The organism is Streptomyces sp. NPDC004732 (assembly GCF_040609235.1).
Taxonomy (GTDB): Bacteria; Actinomycetota; Actinomycetes; order Streptomycetales; family Streptomycetaceae; genus Streptomyces.
Map to the genome: position 1 here is coordinate 317,789 of NZ_JBEXJR010000003.1, position 24,386 is coordinate 342,174.

Consider the following 24,386-nt stretch of genomic DNA (forward strand, 5'->3'; position numbering starts at 1 on the left):
CTCGAGCGTGCCCCCTCGTTGGGGGCCGATGCTCACAGAGGAGGCAGGTGGCCGGGTGACGGTCCCGGGCGCGGCCGGACACTGCCGGTCGCGGTCCTGAGCGGTGTCAGCTCCTGCGGCGCGTGAGCGCGTGGCGTACCACCTTGGCGAGCACGGCCGGGCGGAAGAGCAGCGCGGGCGGGGCCGTCATGTTCAGCACGCGCACGAACCGCGCCCAGACGCTCGGGTCGCGCACGGCGAGCGCGAAGACCTGCTGGTTGTACCAGTGGGCGAAGCGCGCGGGCAGCGGGTGCTTGGTCGGTGCCCACATGAGGTCCGAGCTGGTGGCCATGGTCCACGGGACCTGGATGACCCGGGCGGCGGCGCGCTGGTAGGCGCGGCTCAGCCCGTCAAGACCGGCGCGGTCGTCGAGTCCGCTCAACAGGCGGCCGAGCAGGTCCGCTTCGAGCGCGGCGACCGTGAGTCCCTGCCCGTAGACCGGGTTGAAGACGCAGAGCGCGTCGCCGACCGCGACCAGGCGCTCGGGCCAGCGGGCGTTCTTGTGGTGCAGGCGCCATTCGTTGCCGTTGTTGGTGTAGCGGCGGATCTCGCCTTCGCGGGTGCCGCGTTTGATCTGTTCGGCGAGGCGGGGGTTGCCGAGGCTCTGGGCGAAGTCGAGGTAGCCCTCGTCGTCGGTGGGCGGCACGTGCTCGTCGATGCCGAACAGCGAGCACATCCAGCGGTCGCGCTCCACGGCGAGGACCACTCCGCCGCGCGGCACGTCGGGGGCGAAGGCCATCTGGTAGGCGACGTCGAAGTCCTGCCGGTCCTGCGGCGGGCGTACGTAGCACGCGGAGGTGTAGGTGATCTTCGCCTTGATGACGGTCTTGGCGGAGGCGGGCAGGTGCGCCTCGGTGAGCCAGCGGTCGACGGAGGTGGAGCGGCCCGAGGCGTCGACGACCAGGTCGGCAGTGACCTCGGTGGTTCCGTCGTCCCCGGTGGTGCCGTCGCCTTCGATGGTTCCGTCGTCCTCGGTGCGGTACCTGACCCGGTCCAGGCGGCCGGGTGCGCTCGCGGTCACCGTCTCGCACCGGGCCGCGGGAAGCAGTCGCACCGCGGGGATCGCCGACACCCGCTGCCGAAGGCGCCGTTCGAGCTCGTCACGCGTGAAGGTCTGGATGCGGACACCCACCGGGTCGGTCGGCGCGTATCCGGTCGGCAGCAGGAAGCTGATCCGCTCGCCGTAGTCGAAGACGGGCGCGCCCTGGTCCGCGAGCTCCGTCCGCAGCCCGGGGAAGAGGTCTTCGAGCACCTCGCCGCCCCGGGCGAGCAGCGCGTGCGCGTGGTAGCCCTGCGGGACGTGGGGGTGCACGCCGGTGTCCGGCAGCACCGGGTCGCGCTCGATGACCAGGACCTCGGCGAAGTGATCCGCCAGGACCCGCGCGGTCACGAGTCCGGCGTATCCCCCTCCGACGACGACGGCCCGCTCCCAGCGGGCGGCGTGCGACGGGCTGTGCTGATTCTCCGGCATGGCCGGGCCCCTCCCTCTCAGCTCAACGTCCCACCACTCCACCGTGGGGCGCCGGGGTTCTCAAGACCGCCTCGGGAGCGCACTGGAGCACTTTCCCTTCCGTCCCTCGCGTCTCACGCCGGGGATCTTGGGTATGCGGGTCCGGCGGTCACGCCGTCGCCGCCCGTGTGGCGGACCGGCGGACGGTGTGGGCACCGTGGGAGGGGCCCACACCGTCCGGCCGCGGGCCGGTCGAGGGCGCGCACCATGATCGGAGGAGCGAATCGCCGATGACGCGTTACGCGACGGTGGGCGCGCTGCTGGCCTGTGCGGCAGGCGGTGCGGTGCTCGCCCTGTTGGTTTCGCCCTGGTGGTGGTCGGCCGCGGCGCCTCTCGCGGCCGTGGCGCTGACCGGGGTGTACGACCTCGTCCAGCGACGGCACTCCGTCCTGCGGAACTATCCCGTCCTGGGCCATCTGCGCTTCCTCATGGAGGCGCTGCGCCCTGAGCTCCAGCAGTACTTCGTGGAGCGCAACTACGACGGCAGGCCCTTCGACCGCGACACCCGCAGCATCGTCTACGAACGGGCGAAGGGGGTCGCCGCCGAGGAGCCGTTCGGCAGCGAGCTCGACATGGACCAGCGCGGCTACGAGTTCCTGGTGCCGTCCATGGCCCCGGCGCCGGTGCCGCAGGAGCCGCCCCGCGTCCGCATCGGCGGCCCCGACTGCACACAGCCGTACGACATGGCCCTGCTCAACGTCTCGGCGATGAGTTTCGGCTCCCTCTCCGCCAACGCCGTCCTGGCGCTGAACACCGGGGCGGCGCGGGGCGGGTTCGCGCACGACACCGGGGAGGGCGGCCTGTCCGACTACCATCTGCGGCCCGGCGGCGACCTCGTCTGGGAGATCGGGACGGGCTACTTCGGCTGCCGCACCCGGGACGGCGACTTCGACCCCCGGCAGTTCGCCGAGCGGGCGGCCCACCCGGCCGTGCGCTGTGTGTCGCTCAAGCTGTCGCAGGGCGCGAAGCCGGGGATGGGCGGCGTCCTGCCCGGCAGCAAGGTCGACGCGGAGATCGCCTCGGTACGCGGCGTACCGCAGGGTGAGACCGTCGTCTCACCGCCGTACCACCGTGTCTTCTCCACGCCCCGCGAGCTCGTCGGGTTCCTCGCCCGGCTGCGGGAGCTGACGCACGGCAAGCCGGTCGGCTTCAAGCTGTGTCCCGGGTCCCGGGTCCAGTTCCTCGCCGTGTGCAAGGCCATGGCGGCGGAGGGGGTCACCCCGGACTTCATCGTCGTCGACGGCGCGGAGGGCGGCACGGGCGCGGCGCCGCTGGAATTCGCCGACCACCTCGGCATGCCGCTCACCGACGGCCTCATCACCGTGCACAGCGCTCTGACGGGCACGGGGCTGCGGGACCGCATCCGCATCGGTGCCAGCGGCAAGGTGGCGACGGGCTCCGACATCGTCAAGCGCCTCGCCATGGGCGCCGACTACACCAACGCGGCCCGCGCGATGATGTTCGCCGTCGGCTGCATCCAGGCCCAGCGCTGCCACACCAACCGCTGCCCGACCGGCGTCACCACCCAGGACCCGCACCGGGCCCGCGCCCTCGACGTCGTGGACAAGGCCGCACGCGTCACGCGGTACCAGAAGGCCACGGTCGGGAGCGCGCTGCAGATCATGGCCGCGATGGGTGTGCGCGACGCCGCGGACCTGGGCCCGCAGCTCCTGCGGCGCCGCGAGGACCGCGGCAGGTTCCGTTCCTATGCCGAGCTGTACGAGTGGCTCTCCCCCGGCGAACTGCTCGCCGCGCCGCCCGAGGGCTGGGCCGCCGACTGGCGGGCGGCGGATCCGGACAGTTTCGCCCCCTGACGGCCGGATCCGGATCACGTGCGCCCGGAAACAGGAGGGTCGGCACGTATCGCCCGCGCCAAGTCGGGCACCCGGACCGTGCACGGCGACGAACAAATAGCCGCATTCCGCAAAAAGCCTCAAGATGGCCTTAATGCCTCAAACCGGAACGCCACCTACTGAAGGGCACACGCAGCTCATGAACGACGTCACAGGCAAGGCGACCACCACCGACGCCGGCGTTCCGGTCGAGAGCGACGAACACTCGCTCACCGTTGGCGCCGGTGGCCCGATCCTCCTCCAGGACTCCTATCTGATCGAACAGATGGCGCAGTTCAACCGGGAGCGGATTCCCGAGCGGCAGCCGCACGCCAAGGGCAGCGGCGCCTTCGGCCACTTCGAGGTCACCGGGGACGTCAGCGCCTACACGAAGGCGGCCCTCTTCCAGCCCGGCACCCGGACCGATCTGGTCACCCGGTTCTCGACCGTGGCCGGTGAGCGCGGGAGCCCGGACACCTGGCGCGACCCGCGCGGCTTCGCGGTGAAGTTCTACACCAGCGAGGGCAACTACGACATGGTCGGGAACAACACCCCGGTCTTCTTCGTGAAGGACCCGATGAAGTTCCAGCACTTCATCCGGTCGCAGAAGCGCCGCGCGGACAACAACCTGCGCGACCACGACATGCAGTGGGACTTCTGGACCCTCTCGCCCGAGTCCGCCCACCAGGTCACGTGGCTGATGGGCGACCGCGGCATCCCGCGCAGCTGGCGCCACATGAACGGCTACACCTCGCACACCTACATGTGGATCAACGCACAGGGTGAGCGGTTCTGGGTGAAGTACCACTTCAAGACCGACCAGGGCGTCGAGTGCTTCACCCAGGACGAGGGCGACCAGATGGCCGCCGCCGACACGGATTACCACACCCGGGACCTCTTCGAGCACATCCGGGACGGCGAGTACCCCAGCTGGACCCTGCACGTGCAGGTCATGCCGTACGACGACGCGGCGACCTACCGCTTCAACCCCTTCGACCTGACCAAGGTGTGGCCGCACGGCGACTACCCGCTGATCGAGGTCGGCAGGATGACCCTGGACCGCAACCCCACGGACAACCACGCCGAGATCGAGCAGGCCGCGTTCCAGCCCAACAACCTGGTCCCTGGCATCGGCCCGAGCCCCGACCGGATGCTGCTGGGCAGGCTGTTCTCCTACGCCGACGCGCACCGCCACCGGATCGGCGGCAACTACCAGCAGCTGCCGGTCAACGCCCCCGTCGCGCCCCTGCGGACGTACTCCAAGGACGGGGCCATGGCCTTCCGCAAGACGGAGGACCCGGTCTACGCACCGAACTCCAAGGGCGGCCCGGCCGCCGACACGGACCGCTACGGCTCCCCGCCCAGCTGGTACGCCGACGGCGACATCACCCGCACCGCCTATGTCGACCACGCGGAGGACGACGACTGGGGCCAGGCGGGCACCATGGTGCGCGAGGTGCTGAACGACGCCCAGCGTGACCGCCTCGTGGACAACGTCGTCGGGCACCTGCTCAACGGCGTGACGGAACCCGTGCTCGTCCGGGCCTTCGCATACTGGTCGAACGTCGACAAGTCGATCGGCGAGCGCATCGAGCAGGGCGTGCGCGCCAAGGCGGGCGAGAAGGACCCGAAGGCCGCCGAGCAGGCCAACCCGGCGCGCAGCAGCATGCAGGACAAGGCCTGACCGCTGCCCCTGTTCACCGCCTGACCTGGGTCCTCGGCAGCCTCGTCGCCCCCGCGGCCGCGAGCAGACAGAAGCCGAGGACCCACCAGAAGGTGTCGGCGAACGCCGAGGAGATGTCCGCCCCCCGGGCCGAGAGCCGGTTCTCCAGGACGACCGCGAGGGCGGCCGTGCCGACCGAACCGCCCACGGTGTTGAGCAGGTTGAGCGCCCCCGACGCGCGCGGGAGGTGTTCGGGCTCGATGCGGCTGTAGACGATGTTCATCACGGGCGCGCCGATCATCGCCATCCCGATGCCGCGGACCGCGAGCGCCGCGATGATCACCGCGTCCGGGGGTTCGTGGCCCAGCTGGGTGAACGGGACCGTGCCCGCGAGGATCAGCACGATGCCCGCGACCACCAGCGTCCGTGGCGCGACCTTGTCGATGGTCCGGTTGACCAGCACCGACCCGGCCGCCGCGCCGAGGCCCTGGGGAGCGAGCAGCAGCCCGGCTTCCCAGGCCGAGAGGCCGCGGCCGGTCTGGAAGTACAGCGGCAGCAGGAACGTCGTGCCGAAGACCGACGCGCCGAGGACGAGCAGCGCGAGGGCCGCGGCCCCGAAGGGCGGCCGGGTGAACAGCCTCGGGTCGACCAGTGGCGTGCCGCGGGTGCGCAGCCCGTGCACGGTGAAGCCCACGAGCATCGCGAGGCCCGCCGTCACGCCGAGCGCCGCGGGGAGCGTGCGGCCGTGGGCGACCTCGGTCAGCCCGTACACCAGCACGGCGAGTCCTGGCGAGAGCAGCACGGCTCCCCGCAGGTCGAATGCCGTGCGCCGGGCCGCGGGCGGCACCGTGGGCACATAGCGGCGGGCGAGCAGGGCGGCGACCGCGCCGATCGGCAGGTTGACCAGGAACAGCCACGGCCAGGACGCCACGCTGAGGATGGTGCCGCCGAGCAGCGGGCCGAACACCGGCGACAGCAGCGGGACGACGGCGACGACGCTGATCACCCGGCCGGTGCGGTGGCGTCCCGCGATGCGGGCGAGCAGCGCCTGCCCGGTCGCGGGCAGCAGCCCGCCGCCGAGCCCCTGGACCACCCGGAACACGATCAGGCTGGTCGCCGACCAGGCAAGCGCGCACAGGATCGAGCCGAGCAGGAACACGCCGACGGCGGCGAGCCAGGTGCGCCTCCCGCCGAAGCGGTCGGCCAGCCAGCCGGACGCGGGCACGGCCGCGACGACGGCCAGCAGGTAGGCGGTGCTGACCCACTGGATGTCGGCGACGGACGCGTCGAACTCACCGGCGAGGCGGTCGATGCCGACGCTGACGATCGTGGCGTCCAGCGTGGCCATGAAGGTGCCGAGGACCAGGATGAACGCGATGCGCAGCAGGTTTCCGTCCACCCGGTCCGTGGGTGGCGCGGCGGCCTCTGCCGTGGGTCCTTCGGGAGCGCGTGTCATCGGCCCTCCAGGAGGTCGCGGACGTCGTGGTCGAGGTGCTCGTCCAGGGTGCGGAGCAGGTCGAGGAGTTCCTCGGCGAGCCCGTCGGCGCGCACTCCGGCGCGGTGCGCGAGCACGCCGGTCCAGCCGTCGCCGTCCGGCATGACCGTCAGGGTGACCGGGTGGTGCGTGGACTCGCGGAAGCGGGTGCCGACGACCGTGAGCCCGGGGGCCGGTTCGCGCAGGCGGTCCGGGTCGACCGGGTAGTTCTCGAAGACCACCAGGCTGTCGAAGAGCCTGCGCCGCCCGGTCGCCCTTTCCAGGTCGGAGAGGGCGACGTGGTGGTGCTCGACCAGGGCCCGCTGCCCGGCCTGCAGACCGGCGAGCGTGTCGGCGAGCGTGCCCGCGAGCCGTGCGCGTACCGGAACCGTGTTGGCGAGGAGGCCGACGATCTCCTCCACGCCCTCCAACTCCGGTGGACGGCAGGCGACCATGGCGCCGAAACAGACGTCCGCGCGGCCGGAGCGCCGTGCGAGCAGCACCGACCATGCGCCCTGCACCAGCGTGTTGCGGGTCAGGCCGCGGCGCGCGGCGACGCGGGTGAGTCCGGCCACCAACTCGGCGTCGAACGTGATGAGGGTGGGTTCCTGCCAGGCAGGGCCGGGTTCGCCGCCGCTCAGGTAGTCGCCCTCGGGGAGGCCGTCCAGTTCGGTGGCCCAGAGGCCGAGGTCCGGTTCGTGGTCGGCGCGCCAGCGCAGGTAGTCGCCGAACGGGACGGGGGCGGGCAGGTCGGGGGCGGCACCGCGGGTGCGGGCCGTGTAGAGGTCGAACAGTTCGGTGAGGATGCGCGGGGCCGACCAGCCGTCGGAGAGCACGTGGTGGCTGGTCATGACCAGGTGGCACCGCTCGGCGCCGTCGCGGATCACGGTCAGGCGCAGGAGCGGTCCCTCCGCCAGGTCGAACGGCTCGGCCAGGTCGGCCGCGAGGGCCTCGTCGGCCGGTCCTTCGACCACCCGGAACTCCGGCCGGGGCGACTTGGGGAGCACCGCCAGGTCGGCGGGGAACACGGCGCCGAGGTTGGGGTGCCGGGCCATCAGGTCGGCGCCCGCGGCACGCAGGGCGTCGGTGTCGAGCGGTCCTTCGAGGGTGAACGTCGACTGCACCGTGTACGGGTCGGGGCGCTCGGTGCGCGAGTGCCGCAGCATCACTTCCTGCAGCGGGGTCAGCGGCTGGATCTCGGCGATCGGCCTGCCGCTGTCGAGTGCGCTGATCTCCGGTGCGGCGGCGAGCTGCAGCAGTGCGGTGCGCAGGCACTCGGCCAGCTCCGTCGCCTCTGCCGCGGTGAACAGGGCGGCGGGCCAGGTGATCCGGACGCCGAGCGCGTCGTCGCGTACCAGGGCGTTGACCATCAGGCTGTGCGGCAGGGGCAGGGTGTCGGTGCCGCCCGAGCCGAGCGGGTCGGCGTCCGGGGACGGCTGCCACGGCGTCTCGTCGGTGGGGGTGCCGGGGAACTGGCCGAGGTAGTTCCAGGCGATCTCCGGTGTCACGGGGTCGAGGAGACCCGCCGAGGTGAGGATGCCGTGTCCGAGACCGTCGCCCTGGGCGCGCAGCCGCTCCCTGACCGCCCGCACATCGTCGCCCGCGTCGAGTCGCACGGGGTGGACGGCGGTGCACCAGCCGACGGTCTGGGAGAGGTCGACGTGCTGCGGTCGGCCGTGGCTCTCCAGCGCGACCAGCACCTCCTGGGCGCCGCGCCAGGCCTGTACGGCCCGGGCGAGCGCCGTGAGCAGCACGGCGTCCGGGGTGCTGCGGTAGGCGGCGGGCAGGGTGGTGATGAGGGCGCGGGTCGGGTCGGGGTCGAGGTGGATCTCGTGGTGCCGCGCGGTGGCCACGGTGTCCCGGGCCGGGTCGAGCGGTGCGGTGAGTGCCGGGGTGGGGGTGGCCGTCCGCTGCCAGTGCGGGAGTTCGGCCCGCCGGTCGGCCTCGCGCAGCGACTGCGCCCAGCCGAGGAAGGACTGGCCGTGGCGGGCGAGTTCGCCACCGGAGTGGGCGTGTTCCACGTCGTCCAGGAGGACGCGCCAGGAGACGCCGTCGACGACCAGGTGGTGGGCGATCAGGACGAGCCTGCCCGGCCGTTCGGGACCGGCGTCCACCCACACGGCGCGCAGCAGCGGGCCGGTGCGCGGGTCCATGGCGTCGCGGATCCCGGCGACGAGGGAGTCGATCAGGGTCCGCAGGTCGTCGTCCGTCGCACGGACGACGGTCAGGACCTCGGCGCCGGTGACCGCGCCGACCTGCGGGATGCGCAGCACGTCGTCGCCGTCGCTCAGGCGGGCCCGCAGCACGTCGTGCCGGGCCAGGAGCGCGTCGAGCACGGTCTGCCAGGCTGACGCGTCACCGCCCGGCGGGACGCAGATCTCCACCCACTGGCAGAAGCCGTCGGCGGCGGTGCCCGCACGGCGCAGCAGGTCGCGCATGATCGGGGTGAGCGGCGCGTCGCCGGTCGCGGGTGCCTCGTCGCCGCCGAGGGCGCGGGCGCGTGCCGCGATGCCCGCGACCGTCGCTCCCTCGAAGACGTCCCGTGCGGTCAGACCGAGCCCTTGGCGCCGGGCCCGTGAGACGACCTGCAGCGACACGATGCTGTCGCCGCCGATGGCGAAGAAGTCGTCGTCGGGGCCGATGGCGTCGGTGCCGAGGACGTCACGGAAGACGCCGAGGAGCACCGCTTCGGCCTCGGTGGCGGGTTCGCGCCGTGCGGCGGCCACGGTCTCGGGGGCGGGCAGCGCGGTGGGGTCGAGCTTGCCGCTGGGGCTCAGCGGCAGCCGGTCGATGGGGACGAGCGCGGTCGGCACCATGTGGTCGGGCAGCTCCCGGGCCAGGAACTCCCGTACGCGCGCGGTGTCCAGGTCGGCGTCGTCGGTCGGGATGACATAGCCGACGAGCCGTCCTTCGCGCACGATCACGGCGCAGGCGCGGACGTCGGGGTGGCCGGTCAGGGTGGACTCGATCTCGCCGAGCTCGACCCGGAAGCCGCGGACCTTGACCTGGTGGTCGACGCGGCCCAGGAACACCAACTGGCCGTCGGGCCGCCACCGCACCAGGTCACCGGTGCGGTACATGCGCTCGCCCGGCGGGCCGAACGGGTCGGCGACGAACCGCTCGGAGGTGAGGCCGGGGCGGCCCAGGTAGCCGCGGGCCAGGCTCGGTCCGCCGAGGTACAGCTCGCCGGTCACGCCGACGCCCGCGGGCTGGAGTCCGCCGTCGAGGACGTAGGCCCGGACGTTGGGGTCGGGCAGGCCGATCGGCAGGGGCCCTTCGTCATCCGGGTCGTAGTGCCAGGTCACGGAGTTGATGGTGACCTCGGTCGGACCGTAGGCGTTGAAGAGCGCCCGGCGGCCCCGGCCCCAGCGCCGCGCCAGTTCGGGGTCGAGGCGCTCGGCGCCGACGACGAAGAACACGTCGGAGTGGACGGTGCGGTCGTCGGGCATCGCGGCGAGGAACGACGGCAGCAGGTTCACGCCCGTCACCCGGTGTTCGACGATGTAGTCGAGCAGTTCGTCGCCGGGGACGCGCACCTCCTCGGGCGCGATCACGGAGGTGCCGCCGGACAGCAGCGGCACCATGGTCTGCCAGAACGCGACGTCGAAGCCGGTCGACGCGAAGTGCAGGTACCGGTCGTGCTCGGTGACGCCGACGACCTCCTCCTGCAGCGCGATCAGGTCGGGCACGCCGCGGTGGGTCACGCCGACTCCCTTGGGGCGGCCGGTGGTTCCCGAGGTGTAGATGACGTACGCGAGGGCGTCCTCGGTGAGCCGGGCGCGGGCCCCGGCCGGGTCGGTGTCCGGTGCGGCGGCGAGCGTGGCCGGGTCGTCGAGGCGCAGGACGGGGATGTCGCGGTCGACGGGCAGGTCGGCGCCGGTCGACACGACGGCGGCCGGAGCGATGTCGTCGAACATGAACGCGAGCCGCTCGCGCGGGTAGCTCGCGTCCATCGGCACGTACACCGCACCCGCCTTGGCCACGCCGAAGAGCGCCACGGACATCTCGATGTCACGGCCGAGCAGCACCGCGACCGGGTCCTGCGGCCGGACCCCGCGCGCGATCAGCGCGTGGGCGAGGCGGTTGGCCTCGCGGTCAAGCTCGGCATAGGAGAGGCTGCGGTCGCGGCAGACCAGGGCCTCGGCGTCGGGCTTGCGGTCCACCCAGGCGGCGAACTCGCCGAGCCAGTGGCCGCGGGCCTTGGCGGGCACGATCTCGGTGCCGGTGCGCAGGATCCGCTCGCGCTCGTCGGGGTCGAGCGCGGGCAGCCCAAGCGCGGGACGTGCCGGGTCGGCGACGATCTCCCGCAGGAGGTTGTGCAGCCAACGGCCGTAGTCGCGCACGGTGTTCTCGTCGAAGGCGCGCGGCTGGTAGCCGAGGCCGATGGTGATCTCTTCGTCGGGGATGACGATGACGGTCAGCGCGTAGTGCGTGGCGTCGGTGATGTCCACGCCGGTCAGGTCGAGGCCGGGGGCGAGCGGGGTGCGCTTCCTGCTGGACAGCGGGAAGTTCTCCATCACGAGCATGGTGTCGAAGAGTTCGCCGACGCCGACCGCCCGCTGGATCCCGGGCAGGCCGACGTGGTGGTGCTCGGCGAGCGCGACGCTCTCGGCGTGCACGTGGGCCATGAGGTCGCGTGCGGTCTGGTCCTGGGTGTGCCGCACGCGCACCGGGATGGTGGTGCCGAGCTGGCCGATCATCGACTCCACGCCGTCGACCTCGGCGGGCCGCCCGGACACGGGGCAGCCGAACACGACGTCGCGGCGCCCGGTGAGCTTGCCGAGGAGCAGGCCCCACGCGGTCTGGAGGACCGTGGTCAGGGTGACGCCCTGTTCGCGGGCGAATCCGCGGAGCCGGTCGCTGAACTCGCGGCCCAGCGTGACGGTTTCGCGTCCCGGCCGCTCGACGCCGGTCCCGGTGCTCGCGGGAGCGAGGCGCGTGGCGTCGTCGACTCCGGCGAGCGCGTCCCGCCATGCGCCGACCGACACCTCGTGGTCGCGGTCCGCGAGCCACCGGAAGTACTCCGGGAGCGGCGGGGCGACGGGCGCGGCGGGGCCGCCGCCCAGCTCGGCGTAGAGGGCGAGGAGGGTGCGGCCGACGAGCGGCATCGACCAGCCGTCGAGCAGCGCGTGGTGGTTCGTGATCACCAGCTTGTGCTCGTCGGGCCCGACGCGGGACAGCAGGAAGCGGATCAGCGGCGGCCGGGCCGGGTCGAAGGGGCGCTCCAGATCGGCGCGGGCGGCCTCGGGGAACCGGTCGTCCTCCCGCCAGTCCAGGGCCACGTCGGCGGGGATCACCTGCACCACGTCGTCGCCCGCCGTGCCGAGGTACACGCGCAGCGCGGGGTGGCGGCGCAGCAGTTCGCGGGCGGCCTCGGCCATCCGCTCCGGACGCACCTCGCCGACCAGCGTCGTCACGGCCTGCACGACGTAGACGTCGGCGTCCTGATCGTCGCGTACCAGCGTGTGGAAGGAGAGGCCGACCTGCAGCGGCGTGGCGGGCAGCACGTCGGCGATGCGGCCGGTGCGTTCGAGTACGTCGATGGCGCTCTGGTCCAGGTCGACGAGCGGCAGGTCCGAAGGGGTGAGCCCGCCCGGGGTGTGGAGCGCATGCTCGGCCAGGGCGTCGAGCGCCGCCGCCCAGGCCTGCTGCAGCCCCGCGACCGCATCGGCGCCGAGCACCTCGGACGCGGCCGTCCACTCGACGGCGAGCCGGGGCGCGCCCTCCTCGTGGACGAAGCAGTTGAGGGCGAGGACCTGTTCGAGCGCCTTGGCGCCGGGCTCGATCACCGAGAAGGCGTCGCGCTCCGGCAGGCGCCAGCCGGTGCCGGGCAGCGCGGAGAAGCGGCCCAGGTAGTTCAGCAGGACGTCCGGGGGCGGGACGGCGCCGAACTCGGCGCCGGTTTCCGGGTCGAGGTGGCGCAGGACGCCGTATCCGACACCGCCGTCGGGGACACCTCGCCTGGCCTCCTTGGCCGCGCGCAGCACCGCTCCCACGCCGTCGGCCAGGGGGACGCGGACCGGGTACTCGCTGGTGAACCAGCCGACCGTACGGGACAGGTCGAGGTGTTCGCGGCCGTGGCCCTCCATCGTGACGGTCACCGCGTCGTCCACCGGACCCCAGGCGCGCAGGGTGAGCACCAGGGCGGCGAGCAGCACCTCGTCGACGCCCGCGCGGTAGGCCGCGGGCAGCGTGGTCAGCAGCGCCTCGGTGACCTCGGGCGAGGCCACGGTGACGGTCCTGCGGGCGGTGGAGACCGTGTCCCGCTGCTGGTCCAAGGGGCGGGTGCCGAGCCGGGACGCGGGGCCGAGCGCGGTGCGCCAGTGGTCGAGTTCGCCGCGGCGGGCGCCCGATGCGCCCTGTTCGGCGAGGAGCGTCGCGTGGCGGCGCCAGGACGTCCCGGCCGGTTCGAGAGCGGCGCCCGTACAGGCGGCGTGCAGGTCGGGCAGGAGGATGCGCCAGGACACGCCGTCCATGGCGAGGTGGTGTACGACGACGACCAGCCGGTCCGGGGTGTCGTCGCCGGTACGGAGCAGGGCGGCGCGCATCAAGTCGCCCGAGCTCGGGTCGAGTTGTCCGGCGAGGCGCTCGGCGAGTGCGGTCACGTCCTCGCCGTGGGCCTCGTCGACCACGGCCCGTACCGCGCCGCGGGGCAGCACCTCCAGGCCGTCGTCCACGCGCAGCCGCAGCGCGTCGTGGTGGTCGAGCACCGCCTGGACGCCCGCGACCAGGTCGCCGTGGGCGAGCTCGTCGACGTACAGCGCGGTCCACTGGGCGTACCCGGCGACGACGTCCACGTCCGGGTGCGGGTCGAGGAGGCCACGCACGATCGGCGGGGCGGGCACGGGCCCGGTCGGCTCGTCCGCCGGACCTGCGACGTCCGCCACGAGGGTGGCGGAGGCGGCGAGCGCGGCGAAGCTGCGGCGGGCCAGGAGGTCCCGCGGCCGCAGTTCGAGGCCCTTCGCCCGCAGACGGCTGCTGATGGTGATCGCGGTGATGCTGTCGCCGCCGAGGGAGAAGAAGTCGTCGTCGACACCGACCCGTTCGACCTCGAACACGTCGGCGAGGACCGCGCACAGCAGCCGCTCGTGCTCCGTGCGCGGCTCGCGGCCGCCGCCGGAGGAGGCGGGCGCGGGCAGGGCGGCGCGGTCGAGCTTGCCGTTGGTCGTGACGGGCAGCTCGTCGAGGACGACGACGGCCGCGGGCACCATGTGCTCGGGCAGCCGCGCGGCGAGCTGGGCACGCACCTCGTCGCCGGTGACGGAGGTGGTCACGACGTAGCCGATGAGCCGGTTCGAGCGCACGGTGGCGGCGGCCGCGGTGACGCCGGGCACCGCGCCGAGCGCGGCCTCGACCTCGCCCGTCTCCACGCGGTGGCCACGGATCTTGACCTGTCCGTCGCCGCGGCCCAGGTACTCCAGGCCGCGGCCCGGCACCCAGCGGGCCAGGTCGCCGGTGCGGTACATGCGCGCGCCCGCCGGGCCGAAGGGGTCGGCGACGAACCGGTCCGCGGTCGCGCCCGGCCTGCCGAGGTAGCCGCGGGCCAGGTGCGGCCCCGCCAGGTACAGCTCGCCCGTCCTGCCGTGCGACACGGGCTGCAGCGCGCTGTCCAGGACGTAGGTGCGGGTGCCCGCGAGCGGGTGGCCGATCGTCGGATCGCCGCCGTCGATCCGGGCGGTGGTGGCGTCCACGGTGGCCTCGGTCGGGCCGTACATGTTGCGTGCGGTGATGCCGGATGCGGCGACCCGCCGCCACAGCGCGGGCGGGGTGGCTTCGCCGCCGAGGACCAGGAGCGTCGGCCTGCGGTCCAGGAGGCCGCCGTCGACGAGCGGCGCCGCCATCGACGGCGTGGTGTCGACGATGTCGATGGCGTCACGGGCGTACGCGTCGAGCAGGGCGTCGGCGTCGCGGGCCGTCTCACTGTCGTAGACGTGCAGTTGGTGCCCGCAGAGCAGCCAGATCAAGTGGTCGAACGCGGAGTCGAAGGCGAACGAGTAGGTGTGGGAGACGTGCAGCTGCCGTCCCGCGGCGCCCTCGGCCTCGGCGACGACCGTCGAGCGCTGGTGGTGCAGGAGCGCGGCCAGGCCGCCGGTCCTGCCGAGCACGCCCTTGGGGCGGCCGGTCGATCCGGAGGTGTGGATCACGTAGGCGAGGTGCTCGGGGTGGCGGGGCGCGGCCAGTTCACCGGCGGTCAGGGGGGCGCCGGACAGCGCGGCGGCCTCGTCGAGCAGCGTGCTCCACGGCACTCCGTCGACCTCGTCGGCGGCGGTGAGCACCAGCGCGGGGCGGGTGTCGTCGATCAGGCCGCGCAGCCGCTCGGGCGGGTAGGCGGTGTCCAGAGGCAGGAAGGCGGCGCCCGCGTCGAGCACGGCGAGGAGGGCGGCCACCGAGTCGGCGGAGCGGGGCAGCGCCAGCGCCACGACGTCGTCGGTGCCGATGCCGCGGGCCCGCAGGGCGCGGGCGATGCGGTGCACCCGGTCGGCCAGGTCCCCCGCGGACAGCCGGTCGTCGCCGCACACCAGGGCCGTGTGCCCGGGGTCGGCTGCGACCATCGCGTCGAACGCGGTCGGTACGTCGACCGGCGCGCCGGGCAGGGCGGGCGGGCACCAGGACGCGAGGAGGCGCTCCGTGTACTCGGTGCTCCCGGCGAGCGGGATCCGTCCGACGGGCACTCCCCCGATCAGCCCGGCGAGCAGGGCGCGCAGGCCGGACAGCAGACCGTCCACGGACGCCTGGTCGTTGGACCTGGCGTCGACCTCGAAGCCGAACAGCAGCCCTCCGTCGCGGGCGGGCAGGACGCTCAGGCCCATGTCCTCCGGCGGGCCGCCCGCGACGTTCCGCATCACGCCGCTGGCGCCCGCGAAGTCGATCGCGAGGTCGAAGGCCTTGAGGTTGATGCCGCGGCCGTGCAGCAGCGCGCCCGCGCCGGGCACGCCGAGGTCGCGCGGCAGGTCCTCGCCGCGGTAGCGCTGGTGGTCGCGCATCTCCTTCATGGCGGTGGCGACCCGGCGGCTCAACTCGCCGAGCCCGTCGCCCGGTTGCACGGTGACCCGCAGCGGCAGCACGTTGACGGCCATGGCGGGGGTGCGCAGCGCGACCGAGCCCGCCCGGCACATGAGCGGCAGCGCGAAGACGACGTCGGTGCGGCCCAGCATGCGGTGCAGGAAGGCGGCGTAGCAGGCGATCAGCGCCTCGCCCCAGGTGACGCCCTCGGCGTCGGCGAACGCGCGGAGTGCGGCCGTCTCCTCGGGGGTGAGGGCGGCGCGGGCGGTCAGCGTGCCGTCGGGTGTGCCTGCGGCGTCCGCCGCGTCGGGGAGCTGGCCGAGTTCGGGGAGCGGGGTGAACCGCTCGACCCAGTACGCCCGGTCGTCGGTGAAGCGGTCGCTCTCCCGGTAGGCCCGGTCGGCCGCGACGAGGGCGGCGAACCCGCCGAACGTCGACTTGCGCGGCTCGGTGCCGTTCACCAGGGCGGTGTAGCGGGCGGCGGTGCGGCGGGCGAGCATCGCCGCGGTGTAGCCGTCGAAGACCAGGTGGTGGCCGAGCTGGGTGTACCAGACCTCGCGGTCGGAGAGCCGGATGACGGTCCGTGCGTACAGCGGCCGGTCCACCATCCCCCGGCAGGCCGCGCCCGTCCGCGCCCGTTCGGCGTCGACGAGCGCGTGGGCCGCGGCCACGGGGTCGGGGTCACCGCTGACGTCGATCACCTCGGGTGCGGGGACCGGCTCCTGACCGACCCTCTGACGCGGTCCTTCCGGGGTGTCGTACACCCGCAGCCGCAGCGTCTCGGCTTCCTCGGTGGTCGCCCGGACGGCCTCGACGAGCGCGTCGACGTCGACCGGTTCGCTGCCGGATATCTCCACCACGTCGCCGACCACGTAGTACGGCGAGTCCGGTTCGAGGCGCTGCGCGTTCCAGATGCCCAACTGGGCGCTGGTCAGGTGGAGCAGGCCGTCCGAGGAGACGCTTGCGGTGCTCAACTTACTCTCCTTGCAGGGTGGGGACGACCATCGGCGTATCGGTGACCGGGTCGGGGACGATGACGCTCGGCAGGTCGAAGACGTCCTTGATCAGCGCGGCGTCGACGATGTCCCCGGGGTCGCCCTCGGCGACGACCCTGCCGTCCTTCATGGCGACGAGGTGGTCGGCGAAGCGGCAGGCCTGGTTGATGTCGTGCAGGACGGCGATGACCGTGCGGCCCTCGTTGCGCAACCTGGCGAGCAGGCCGAGCAGTTGGTACTGGTGGGTGATGTCCAGGAAGGACGTCGGCTCGTCGAGCAGGAGGTAGGGCGTCTCCTGGGCGAGCACCATGGCCATCCACACCCGCTGCCGCTGCCCGCCGGACAGCTCCTGCGCCGGGCGGTCGCCGAGGTCCTCGACACCGGCGGCCACCATCGCCTCCGTGATGGCCGCCTCGTCGTCCGGGGAGCGCAGGGCCAGCAGCGACTGGTGCGGGAAGCGGCCCCTGGCCACGAGGTGGCGGACCTTGATGTCCTCGGGGGCCAGGGGGTCCTGCGGCAGGAAGCCGAGCTGCTTGGCCAGCGCCTTCGCCGGGTATCCCGTGACCTCACGGCCGTCGAACTCCACGTGTCCTTCGTGGGGGCGAAGGAGCCGGACGAGCGCGCGCAACAGGGTGGATTTTCCACAGGCGTTGGGGCCCACGATGGCGGTGAACGCGCCGTCGGGGACGTCCAGGCTCAGCCGTGTGGAGACCACCCGGTCTCCGTAGCGCAGGGTGATGTCCCGCGCGGTCAGGCGTGCGGTCACGCGCGCCCCACCTCCTTGGTAAGCAGCCAGATCAAGTAGCAACCGCCGATCGCGGTGCTCACCACGCCGACCGGCAGGGCGACGGGTGCGAGGAGCATCTGGGCGATCAGGTCGGCGCCCTGGAGCAGCACCGCTCCGGTCAGTGCGGCAGGGAGCAGCGGTACACCGGCCGCGCCCGCGAGCCTGCGGCCGATCTGCGGGGCGGCGAGTGCGATGAACGCGATCGGTCCTGCCACGGCGGTGACCGTGGCGGTGCAGCCGACGCCGACGAGCACCATGAGCAGCCGCAGTCGGCCGAGACCGACGCCGGTGGTCACCGCGATCGCGTCGCCGAGTGACGCCTGGTGCATGGCGTGCGCCCGCGACGCCATCAGGGCGAGGAGCACGGCGATCACCGCGAACGGGATCCCCAGGTCCTCCCAGCCGACACCGGCGAGCGAACCGGCGCTCCAGCCGACCGCGGCGATCGCCACCTCCAGGTCGGCGCGGAGCACGATCCACGAGTTGAACGCGGTGACCATCGCGTTGACGGCGATGCCGATCACCACGAGCCGCAGCCCGGAGAAGCCCCGGTCGAACGAGAGCAGGTAGATCACACCGGCGACGATCAGTCCGCCGAGCACCGATCCTGTGGCCAGTTGGGCGGACGTGCCCGACAGGACGGTGAGGGCGAAGAGGGCGCCGGTGTAGGCGCCCGCGTCGAGGCCGATCACGTCCGGGCTGCCCAGCGGGTTGCGCGTGAGGTTCTGGAAGATCGCCCCGGCCACGCCGAGGGCGGCGCCGAAGACGAGTCCGGCCAGGACGCGCGGCAGCCGCCAGTCGGAGATGACCACGGAGCGGTCGGTGCCGGTCAGCGAGGCGAACACCTCGCCGGGAGTGGACCAGGACGCGCCGTAGCAGAGCCCGAGCAGGCCGAGGGCCAGCATCAGGGAGACCATCACGACGACGAGGAGCACCGTGCGGCGTTCGGTTTTCGGTACGAGCGTTTTCAGTACGAGTGTGTTCACAGCGACCCCGCCCCGTAGCGGCGCACGGCCCAGATCAGCATGGGGCCGCCGAGGAACGCGGTCACGATGGCCACCGGCACCTCGCCGGTGGGCAGCAGCACGCGCGATCCGATGTCGGCGACGAGGAGCAGGATCGGGCCGAGCACCATCGTGTAGAGGACCAGCCAGGGCACCGAGCCGCCGGCGGGCCTGCGGACCAGGTGCGGCACGATCAGACCGACGAACAGGATCGGTCCCGCCACCGCGGTCGCCGCGCCGCTGAGCACGGTGATCAGCGCGAGTGCGGCGAGCCGCACCCGTCCGACGTTCGCGCCCAGTGTGTGCGCCACGGTCTCGCCGAGCGACAGAGCATTGAGCGCCCGGCTCAGCAGCAGCGCGCCGACGAGGGCCACCGCGATCACCGTCAACGGCAGGGCCATCGGCGCCTGTTCGCGGGCCGCGAGGGAGCCGACCGACCAGAACCGGTACGCGTCGAAGGTGTCGGGGAGCATCAGCCGAAGCCCCAGTGCGACGCCGCTCAGCACGGCGGTCAGGGCGACGCCCGCGAGCACCAGGCGCAGCGGCGAGTGCCGTCCGACCGCGACGACGAGGAGCGCGGCGGCGACGGAGCCGATGACCGCGAAGCCCAGTTCACCGGCCTGATTGGCGGTCAGTCCGAGCGCCGAGCCGATGGTGATGGAGAACCCGGCGCCCGCGGTGACCCCGAGGATGCCGGGTTCCGCGAGGGGGTTGCGGGCCAGCGTCTGGATGAGGGCGCCCGCCACCGCGAGGGCGGCGCCCACCGCGACGGCGAGCAGCGCACGCGGTGCGCGGACGTCCCGCACGATCACGTGGTCGTCGTTGGTGCCCTGATAGTCGAACAGGGCCCGCACGACCTCGCCGGGCGCGACCGAGCGGGCGCCGATGCCGATGCTGAGCACGGCGACGACGGCAAGCAGCACGAGGCCGCCGACGAGCAGGCCGATCTGCGGGACGGCCTTTCTGGTTCCGGCCGCCTCGGAGGCACGGCCCGCGACGGTCACCGCTTCAGCAGGGGCGCGAACGACGTGTCGATCGCGTCGAGGGTCTGCATGGCCTGCCCGTAGGTCGCGGCCTCGGTGTAGCGCAGCGGGAAGGTCTTGCCTGCCTTGACGGCGGGCAGGTTCTTCCACAGCTTCGAGTCCATGACGTACTTGACCGGCTTGGGAATGCTGCCGTCGGGGTTGACCGAGTAGGTGATGGCGTCGGCCTTGCCGAGCGCGTCCGGGAGCTCCTCGATGGAGGGGTACTCACTGACGGACTTCGAGCCGGGGCCGGGCTTCTTGACCTTGCCGTAGTACTTGGCGCCGACGTCCTGGGCGATGTTGGTGCCCCACGAATCGCCGAACTCGCGCTGGAAGGTGCCCTTCGCGGTCTCGCCGTACGCGCCGACGTGGCCGAGCTTGAGCTTCGGCAGCACGTCCTCGTACTTCTTGGCCAGCTTGGCGGCCTGGGCCTCGTACTTGTCCTTCGCGACGTCGTACTTCTTCAGCGCGCCTGCCGCGTCGGACTGCTTGTGGGTCAGCTTGCGCCAGGCGGCCGGCACGGTGGGGCCGAGGGCGACGACCGGGGCGATGCCTTCGAGCCGCTTGACGTCGATGTCGCCGAGCACCGGCGCGGGGACGCCGATGACGATCAGGTCGGGCTCGGCCTCGGCGATGGCCTCGTAGTTGGTCTCGGTCGCCAGCTCGCCCGCCACCTTGGGCGTCTTCTTGTACGTGGCGAGGTCCTGCTTGCTCATCATCGGCTCGCCCCGCTTCCACGAGGAGATTCCGACGAGGGGCGCGCCGCCCTCGATCATGGCCGGGACGGCGTAGCCGGTGGCGACCACACGCTTCGGGTCAGCCGGGATCTTGATCTTGCCGTTGTCCGCGGCGAACGTCCGGGTCTTGCCCTTGCCCGAGTCGTCCGACCCGCCGTCCGACGATCCGCACCCGGTCACCAACAGCGCCAGCGCCACGGCACCGACCAGGCCCGACGATCTGCGTATGGACATGTTTCGCTCCTTGTTACTTAGGTAAGGCTCACCTTAGTAGATGACCTTGTCGGCAGGACAATCGGGCGCGCAAAGATTTCGCGCGCCCTTCCGGCCGGTTGCTCAGTGGTCGTCCTCGTCGAAGTCGGCGACGCCGCGCTTCCAGTACCCGGTGATGTCGTGGTCGGCCTTGCCGAGCCCCAACTCGTCACGGACCCAGCGGCGCAGGGGCTTGATCTGCCCGGCCTCACCTGCGACCCAGACGTAGACGCGCTCCCCCTCGGGCACGGTCACCGCGGTCACGGCCCGCTCCAGCGCGCCGCCCGTCCCCGCGGGCAGACCGCCCCGGTGCAGCCAGTGCACCTCCACGCCTTCGGGCGCGGACAGCTCGATCTCCTCGTCCGCGTCGGCCACTTCGACGAAGGCCCAGCCCTTCGCGGTCCGGGGCAGCTCCTCCAGCCAGCGCGCGACGGCGGGCAGCGCCGTGATGTCGCCCGCGAGGAGATAGCGGTCGTAGGTGTGCGGGACGATCAGCCCGCCGGGCGGCCCCGCGAGGTGCACGACGGCACCCGGCTCGACCTCATGGGCCCAGTCCGACGCCAGGCCGCCGTCGTGCGGGACGATGTCGATGTCGATCTCGCCCGTGAAGGGGTCGTAGCGGCGCACGGTGTACTCGCGCGAGGTGGGGGCGGGCCGCGGCCAGCGCAGCATCGCCCCGTTCCGCTCGGGCAGCCGCAGCGAGCCGTCCGGTTCCGGGAAGATGAGCTTCACGTGCTCGTCCGGCGCGTGCGCCTCGAACCCCTCGGTGCCGGGCCCGCCCAGGGTCAGCCGCAGCAGTCCGGCGCCGACCTCGACCGTGCGCACCACCTCGACTTCCCTGATGCCGATCGGGTAGCCCACCTTCTCGGCGTGCAGACCCTGCCGGACCTCGGTGATCCGGTCCAGGTGGCGGTGCCGGTGGTCGACCCGGGTCATGCGGCACGCTCCGTCAGGAGGGCCGTCCAGTGCCCCAGTTCGGGCTGCTCGGCCAGGTCGGGGAACTCCAGCGTGGTCGCCCCCGCGGCGCGCCAGCGCTGGACCAGGGTCATGATCCGCACCGAGTCGAGGCCGAGGTCGAACAGGTCCTCGTCGGGAGCGATCTCACTGGGGTCGCAGTCGAGCAGCTCCGCGATGTCGGCGCGGACGCGCTCGGGCGACAAGGTCTGGTCCATCGGATGGCTCCTTCTGAGATGAGCGCCGACCGCGTGGGTCGACGCGGGGCGGTGGTGGCGACGGGGGCCGTGGCGCCGGTCGGCATGGCTGCGCGCGCCGTCGGGGCGTTCGCCGGAAGCGGGCGAATCCGATGTTCACGGGCAGCAGTTGGAGGCGGGCCAGGGCGGTCGGCCCGTGGGGCACGGCGGCGTCGCCGACCGCCCCGGTAGCCCGGAAGGCCAGGGCGGTGGGGCCCACGGCTTCCCGTTCCCAGGCAGCATGGACTCTCCTCCCCCCAGCGTTACTCAGGAAAGGCTAACCTAACTTAATCATGGTCATCGCGTGAAAACGGGAGGCCTCCTCGAAGGCCTCCCGTAGATTTCCGCGCCGCGCACCGGCGCCGCCGCCGCAGGGTCAGTCGACGTCGGCCCGGGACTCCCCCATGGCCAGGCGGTCGATCCAGTTGATGGATGCCGTGCTCGCGTCGGTGCCCCAATACGTGCCCCACCGCGGCTTGTTGCCGAGGTCGTCCCAGGTGCGGGCGCCCGAGCGGGAGGCGATCTCCTGACCGTCCATGTAGACCGAGAGCTTCCCGGAGCTGCCGGAACTCGTGGTGATGCCGAGCTGGACCGAGTGCCAGGCGCCGGACGACCACGCGGCCGAGCCGATGGGTATCCACTCCTCGCCGGGAGCGACGTACCAGACCTTCAGCTTGCCGTCCTCCACCTTCATGATCACGGGGTAGTTCTGGCTGTGCTGGTCGTTGGTGCCGTTCGACTTCCACTGGAAGACGGTCTGCGCGTCGCCCGTCTTGGTCATCGAGTCCCAGCCGAACCAGTACGTGCTGCCGTTGCGGAAGGCGTACTCACCGCTCCCGGTCCGCACGTTGTGCGCCTCGCAGCGCGGCACGCCGATGGGCTTGTTGAACTTGAAGAAGTCGCCGCGGGCCGTGCCCCAGTTGTCGACGGTGACGCTTCCCGGCGCGTCGCACAGCGTGGTCCCGAAGACGTCGAGGCCGTTCGACGCGTCTCCGTCCCACAGCACGCTCTTGGCGCTGTGGGCACCTTTGCCGCTCTCGGCACTCTTTGCGCTCTCGGCACTCTTTGCGCCCTTGGCGTCCGTCCGACCGGCCGGGGCCACCGAGACGCCGATGGATTCAGGGGCGGCGACGGCCCAGGCCGCAAGGACGGCCACGATGATGCCGCCTGCTGAGGTCAGGGTCTTCCCGGTCCGGTTCACGGCTTACTCCTGCGAGATGGGGGGCGGCTGGGGGGAGCCGCCACGAGGGTGCCACCGGCCCGCGACTACAGCAAGCGCTTGCACAACAGAGGTCTGAACCTTTCACGACCTCAACGCGTTCGCCGCCCCACGGCGTGCTGCGCACTGTCGGACATCGAGCGGACCGCCCCCGCCGCGTCCTGAGCCACTCCGTTCACAGCACGCGTGGCGTCGCGCCGGGTGCGCCGGGCCGCCCGTCGGCCGGACGCGGCCGCGGTACGGGTGCGGTAGGCGACGGACGGCTTGCCGTGCGTGTCGGCCGCCGCGATCAGGAGCCCGCCGAGCAGCGACAGGTTCTTGGTGAACTGCGTGCGCTGCGCCGCCCGCCGCTCCGGGTCCTTCTCCTTCCACCAGGCGTGCCCGGCAAGGGTCGTCGGCACCAGCGTCCCGGCGAGCGCGAGGGCGGCGACGCGCGGCACACGTCCGGTCGCCAGCATCAGACCCGCGCCGAGCTGCACCGCGCCGTTGATGCGCACCAGCCGCTCGGGGTCCTCCGTGAGCCAGGGGATCCGGGAGGCCACGGGAGCGACCAGGGACTCGGCGGCGGGCGCCACGCGCTGCGGGTCCCGAAGGGTCCCGAGCCCGCCGGTGACGAAAACGGAGGCGAGCATGGGGCGAGCACATTTCCTGAGAACAGCCATGCCCTTCGGCTGCCCGTAAAGTACGAGGTCAGTCAAGCCGCATCACGGGGGCCGCGCCGGGTACGGGAACAGCAACGGACAGCTCACCCGCCGCGACGGCGGTGCGACCTCAGGAGGAACCCATGGCCGGACTGCTCTCACGCATCAGGGCCTACAGCCGCACACCACAGGGCCGAAGGACCGTCGAGTCGGTGCGCCGGGCCGCGGCCGACCCGCGCAAGCGCGCGCAGGCCCGCTCGCTCCTCTCCCGGCTGCGCGGCGGCCGCCGCTGAATCCGACAGCCGTACGACCGATGAGTTCTGCCGCATCGTCCGGTCTTCAGTGGTGCGGGCTGCGGTGACGCAGTCTTCAGCGATAGTTGCCGCAGTCACGCACGCCCAGGAAGACCTTCGGGAGAACTCAGATGCGCACCCTGATCAGCACCGCCTTCGTGTCGCTCGACGGAGTCGTGGAAGCCCCGGGCGGTGAACCCGGCTACCGGAACTCCGGGTGGACCTTCAAGGACATCGAGTTCCTTCCGGAGGCGTTCGAGATCAAGGGCCGGGAGCAGCAGGAGGCCGCCGCGCTGATGATGGGCCGCATCAGTTACGAGGCGTTCAGCCCCGTCTGGCCGGACATGGAGGACTTCGCGGAGTACAAGGTGATGCCGAAGTACGTCGTCTCCACCACCCTCGGCGAGGGCGACCTCGTCGACAACTGGGGCGAGACCACGATCCTGCGCTCGCTCGACGACGTCGCCGCGCTGAAGGAGACCGAGGGCGGCCCGATCATCGTCCACGGCAGCGCCTCCCTCAACCGGAGCCTCTCGGACGCCGGGCTGATCGACCGCTACCACCTGCTCGTCTTCCCCCTCCTTCTCGGCGCGGGCAAGCGTCTGTTCAGCGACACCGACAAGGACATGCAGAAGCTGCGGCTCGTCGAACACGAGGCCTACGCCAACGGCCTGCAGAAGAACGTGTTCGACGTCGTCCGCTGAGTCCTGAGCCGCCCCCTA

General features: G+C 72.5%; 15 protein-coding genes. 4 read left to right on the forward strand and 11 right to left on the reverse strand.

All coding sequences use genetic code 11. The features are described from left to right. Nucleotides 1–106: 106 nt before the first annotated feature. The gene (locus ABZV77_RS10550) at nucleotides 107–1,510 is read right to left on the reverse strand and encodes an FAD-dependent monooxygenase (RefSeq protein WP_356253224.1); all 1,404 of its coding nucleotides are present in this window, start codon (nucleotides 1,508–1,510) and stop codon (nucleotides 107–109) included. Between the two features lie 269 nt (nucleotides 1,511–1,779). On the opposite strand from ABZV77_RS10550, the gene ABZV77_RS10555 reads away from it, so the two are divergent. Then, nucleotides 1,780–3,363 carry an FMN-binding glutamate synthase family protein gene (locus tag ABZV77_RS10555; protein ID WP_356253227.1) on the forward strand — a complete coding sequence of 528 codons (1,584 nt, stop codon included), beginning with the start codon at nucleotides 1,780–1,782 and terminating at the stop codon, nucleotides 3,361–3,363. Between the two features lie 178 nt (nucleotides 3,364–3,541). Beyond that, on the forward strand, nucleotides 3,542–5,065 hold the full coding sequence (locus ABZV77_RS10560; protein WP_356253229.1) for a catalase: 1,524 nt from the start codon (nucleotides 3,542–3,544) through the stop codon (nucleotides 5,063–5,065). Between the two features lie 13 nt (nucleotides 5,066–5,078). Here ABZV77_RS10560 and ABZV77_RS10565 read toward each other — a convergent pair whose 3' ends face one another. The 10 genes from ABZV77_RS10565 to ABZV77_RS10610 form a co-directional block, all read right to left on the reverse strand. After that, nucleotides 5,079–6,500 (reverse strand): MDR family MFS transporter, encoded by a 1,422-nt coding sequence (locus tag ABZV77_RS10565; protein ID WP_356253232.1) that lies wholly within the window; start codon nucleotides 6,498–6,500, stop codon nucleotides 5,079–5,081. Continuing rightward, entirely contained in the window at nucleotides 6,497–16,495 is a 9,999-nt protein-coding gene (locus ABZV77_RS10570) for an amino acid adenylation domain-containing protein (protein WP_356253235.1), read from the reverse strand. The genes ABZV77_RS10565 and ABZV77_RS10570 overlap by 4 nt, the downstream gene beginning before the upstream one ends. Before the next feature lies 1 nt (nucleotide 16,496). Beyond that, nucleotides 16,497–17,282, reverse strand: a complete 786-nt coding sequence (locus ABZV77_RS10575) for an ABC transporter ATP-binding protein (protein WP_356253238.1) — start codon at nucleotides 17,280–17,282, stop codon at nucleotides 16,497–16,499. After that, complete coding sequence (locus tag ABZV77_RS10580; RefSeq protein ID WP_356254266.1) at nucleotides 17,279–18,220, reverse strand: iron chelate uptake ABC transporter family permease subunit; 942 nt, start codon at nucleotides 18,218–18,220, stop codon at nucleotides 17,279–17,281. The genes ABZV77_RS10575 and ABZV77_RS10580 overlap by 4 nt, the downstream gene beginning before the upstream one ends. Before the next feature lie 65 nt (nucleotides 18,221–18,285). After that, nucleotides 18,286–19,311, reverse strand: a complete 1,026-nt coding sequence (locus tag ABZV77_RS10585) for an iron chelate uptake ABC transporter family permease subunit (RefSeq protein WP_356253241.1) — start codon at nucleotides 19,309–19,311, stop codon at nucleotides 18,286–18,288. Then, nucleotides 19,308–20,303 carry an ABC transporter substrate-binding protein gene (locus tag ABZV77_RS10590; protein ID WP_356253244.1) on the reverse strand — a complete coding sequence of 332 codons (996 nt, stop codon included), beginning with the start codon at nucleotides 20,301–20,303 and terminating at the stop codon, nucleotides 19,308–19,310. Before ABZV77_RS10590 ends, ABZV77_RS10585 begins: the two co-directional genes overlap by 4 nt. A 102-nt stretch (nucleotides 20,304–20,405) precedes the next feature. After that, a complete protein-coding gene (locus ABZV77_RS10595) occupies nucleotides 20,406–21,257 on the reverse strand; it encodes a siderophore-interacting protein (protein ID WP_356253247.1) in 852 nt (283 codons plus the stop codon). Further along, the gene (locus tag ABZV77_RS10600; RefSeq protein WP_356253250.1) at nucleotides 21,254–21,493 is read right to left on the reverse strand and encodes a phosphopantetheine-binding protein; all 240 of its coding nucleotides are present in this window, start codon (nucleotides 21,491–21,493) and stop codon (nucleotides 21,254–21,256) included. Before ABZV77_RS10600 ends, ABZV77_RS10595 begins: the two co-directional genes overlap by 4 nt. Nucleotides 21,494–21,887: 394 nt before the next feature. Continuing rightward, the gene (locus ABZV77_RS10605) at nucleotides 21,888–22,712 is read right to left on the reverse strand and encodes a heparin lyase I family protein (RefSeq protein ID WP_356253253.1); all 825 of its coding nucleotides are present in this window, start codon (nucleotides 22,710–22,712) and stop codon (nucleotides 21,888–21,890) included. Between the two features lie 110 nt (nucleotides 22,713–22,822). Then, nucleotides 22,823–23,392, reverse strand: a complete 570-nt coding sequence (locus ABZV77_RS10610) for a DoxX family protein (RefSeq protein WP_356253256.1) — start codon at nucleotides 23,390–23,392, stop codon at nucleotides 22,823–22,825. A gap of 122 nt (nucleotides 23,393–23,514) precedes the next feature. Here ABZV77_RS10610 and ABZV77_RS10615 point away from each other — a divergent pair, with 122 nt between their 5' ends. Both ABZV77_RS10615 and ABZV77_RS10620 read left to right on the forward strand, forming a co-directional pair. Beyond that, nucleotides 23,515–23,664 carry a hypothetical protein gene (locus ABZV77_RS10615; RefSeq protein WP_356253259.1) on the forward strand — a complete coding sequence of 50 codons (150 nt, stop codon included), beginning with the start codon at nucleotides 23,515–23,517 and terminating at the stop codon, nucleotides 23,662–23,664. Between the two features lie 131 nt (nucleotides 23,665–23,795). Further along, the gene (locus ABZV77_RS10620) at nucleotides 23,796–24,368 is read left to right on the forward strand and encodes a dihydrofolate reductase family protein (protein WP_356253261.1); all 573 of its coding nucleotides are present in this window, start codon (nucleotides 23,796–23,798) and stop codon (nucleotides 24,366–24,368) included. Nucleotides 24,369–24,386: the final 18 nt, after the last annotated feature.

Bases quoted from the DNA above. Each gene is read 5' to 3' on its own strand.
- ABZV77_RS10550 (WP_356253224.1), bottom strand. From the start codon at position 1,510: ATGCCGGAGAATCAGCACAGCCCGTCGCACGCCGCCCGCTGGGAGCGG.
- ABZV77_RS10555 (WP_356253227.1), top strand. From the start codon at position 1,780: ATGACGCGTTACGCGACGGTGGGCGCGCTGCTGGCCTGTGCGGCAGGC.
- ABZV77_RS10560 (WP_356253229.1), top strand. From the start codon at position 3,542: ATGAACGACGTCACAGGCAAGGCGACCACCACCGACGCCGGCGTTCCG.
- ABZV77_RS10565 (WP_356253232.1), bottom strand. From the start codon at position 6,500: ATGACACGCGCTCCCGAAGGACCCACGGCAGAGGCCGCCGCGCCACCC.
- ABZV77_RS10580 (WP_356254266.1), bottom strand. From the start codon at position 18,220: ATGGTCTCCCTGATGCTGGCCCTCGGCCTGCTCGGGCTCTGCTACGGC.
- ABZV77_RS10590 (WP_356253244.1), bottom strand. From the start codon at position 20,303: ATGTCCATACGCAGATCGTCGGGCCTGGTCGGTGCCGTGGCGCTGGCG.
- ABZV77_RS10595 (WP_356253247.1), bottom strand. From the start codon at position 21,257: ATGACCCGGGTCGACCACCGGCACCGCCACCTGGACCGGATCACCGAG.
- ABZV77_RS10600 (WP_356253250.1), bottom strand. From the start codon at position 21,493: ATGGACCAGACCTTGTCGCCCGAGCGCGTCCGCGCCGACATCGCGGAG.
- ABZV77_RS10610 (WP_356253256.1), bottom strand. From the start codon at position 23,392: ATGGCTGTTCTCAGGAAATGTGCTCGCCCCATGCTCGCCTCCGTTTTC.
- ABZV77_RS10615 (WP_356253259.1), top strand. From the start codon at position 23,515: ATGGCCGGACTGCTCTCACGCATCAGGGCCTACAGCCGCACACCACAG.
- ABZV77_RS10620 (WP_356253261.1), top strand. From the start codon at position 23,796: ATGCGCACCCTGATCAGCACCGCCTTCGTGTCGCTCGACGGAGTCGTG.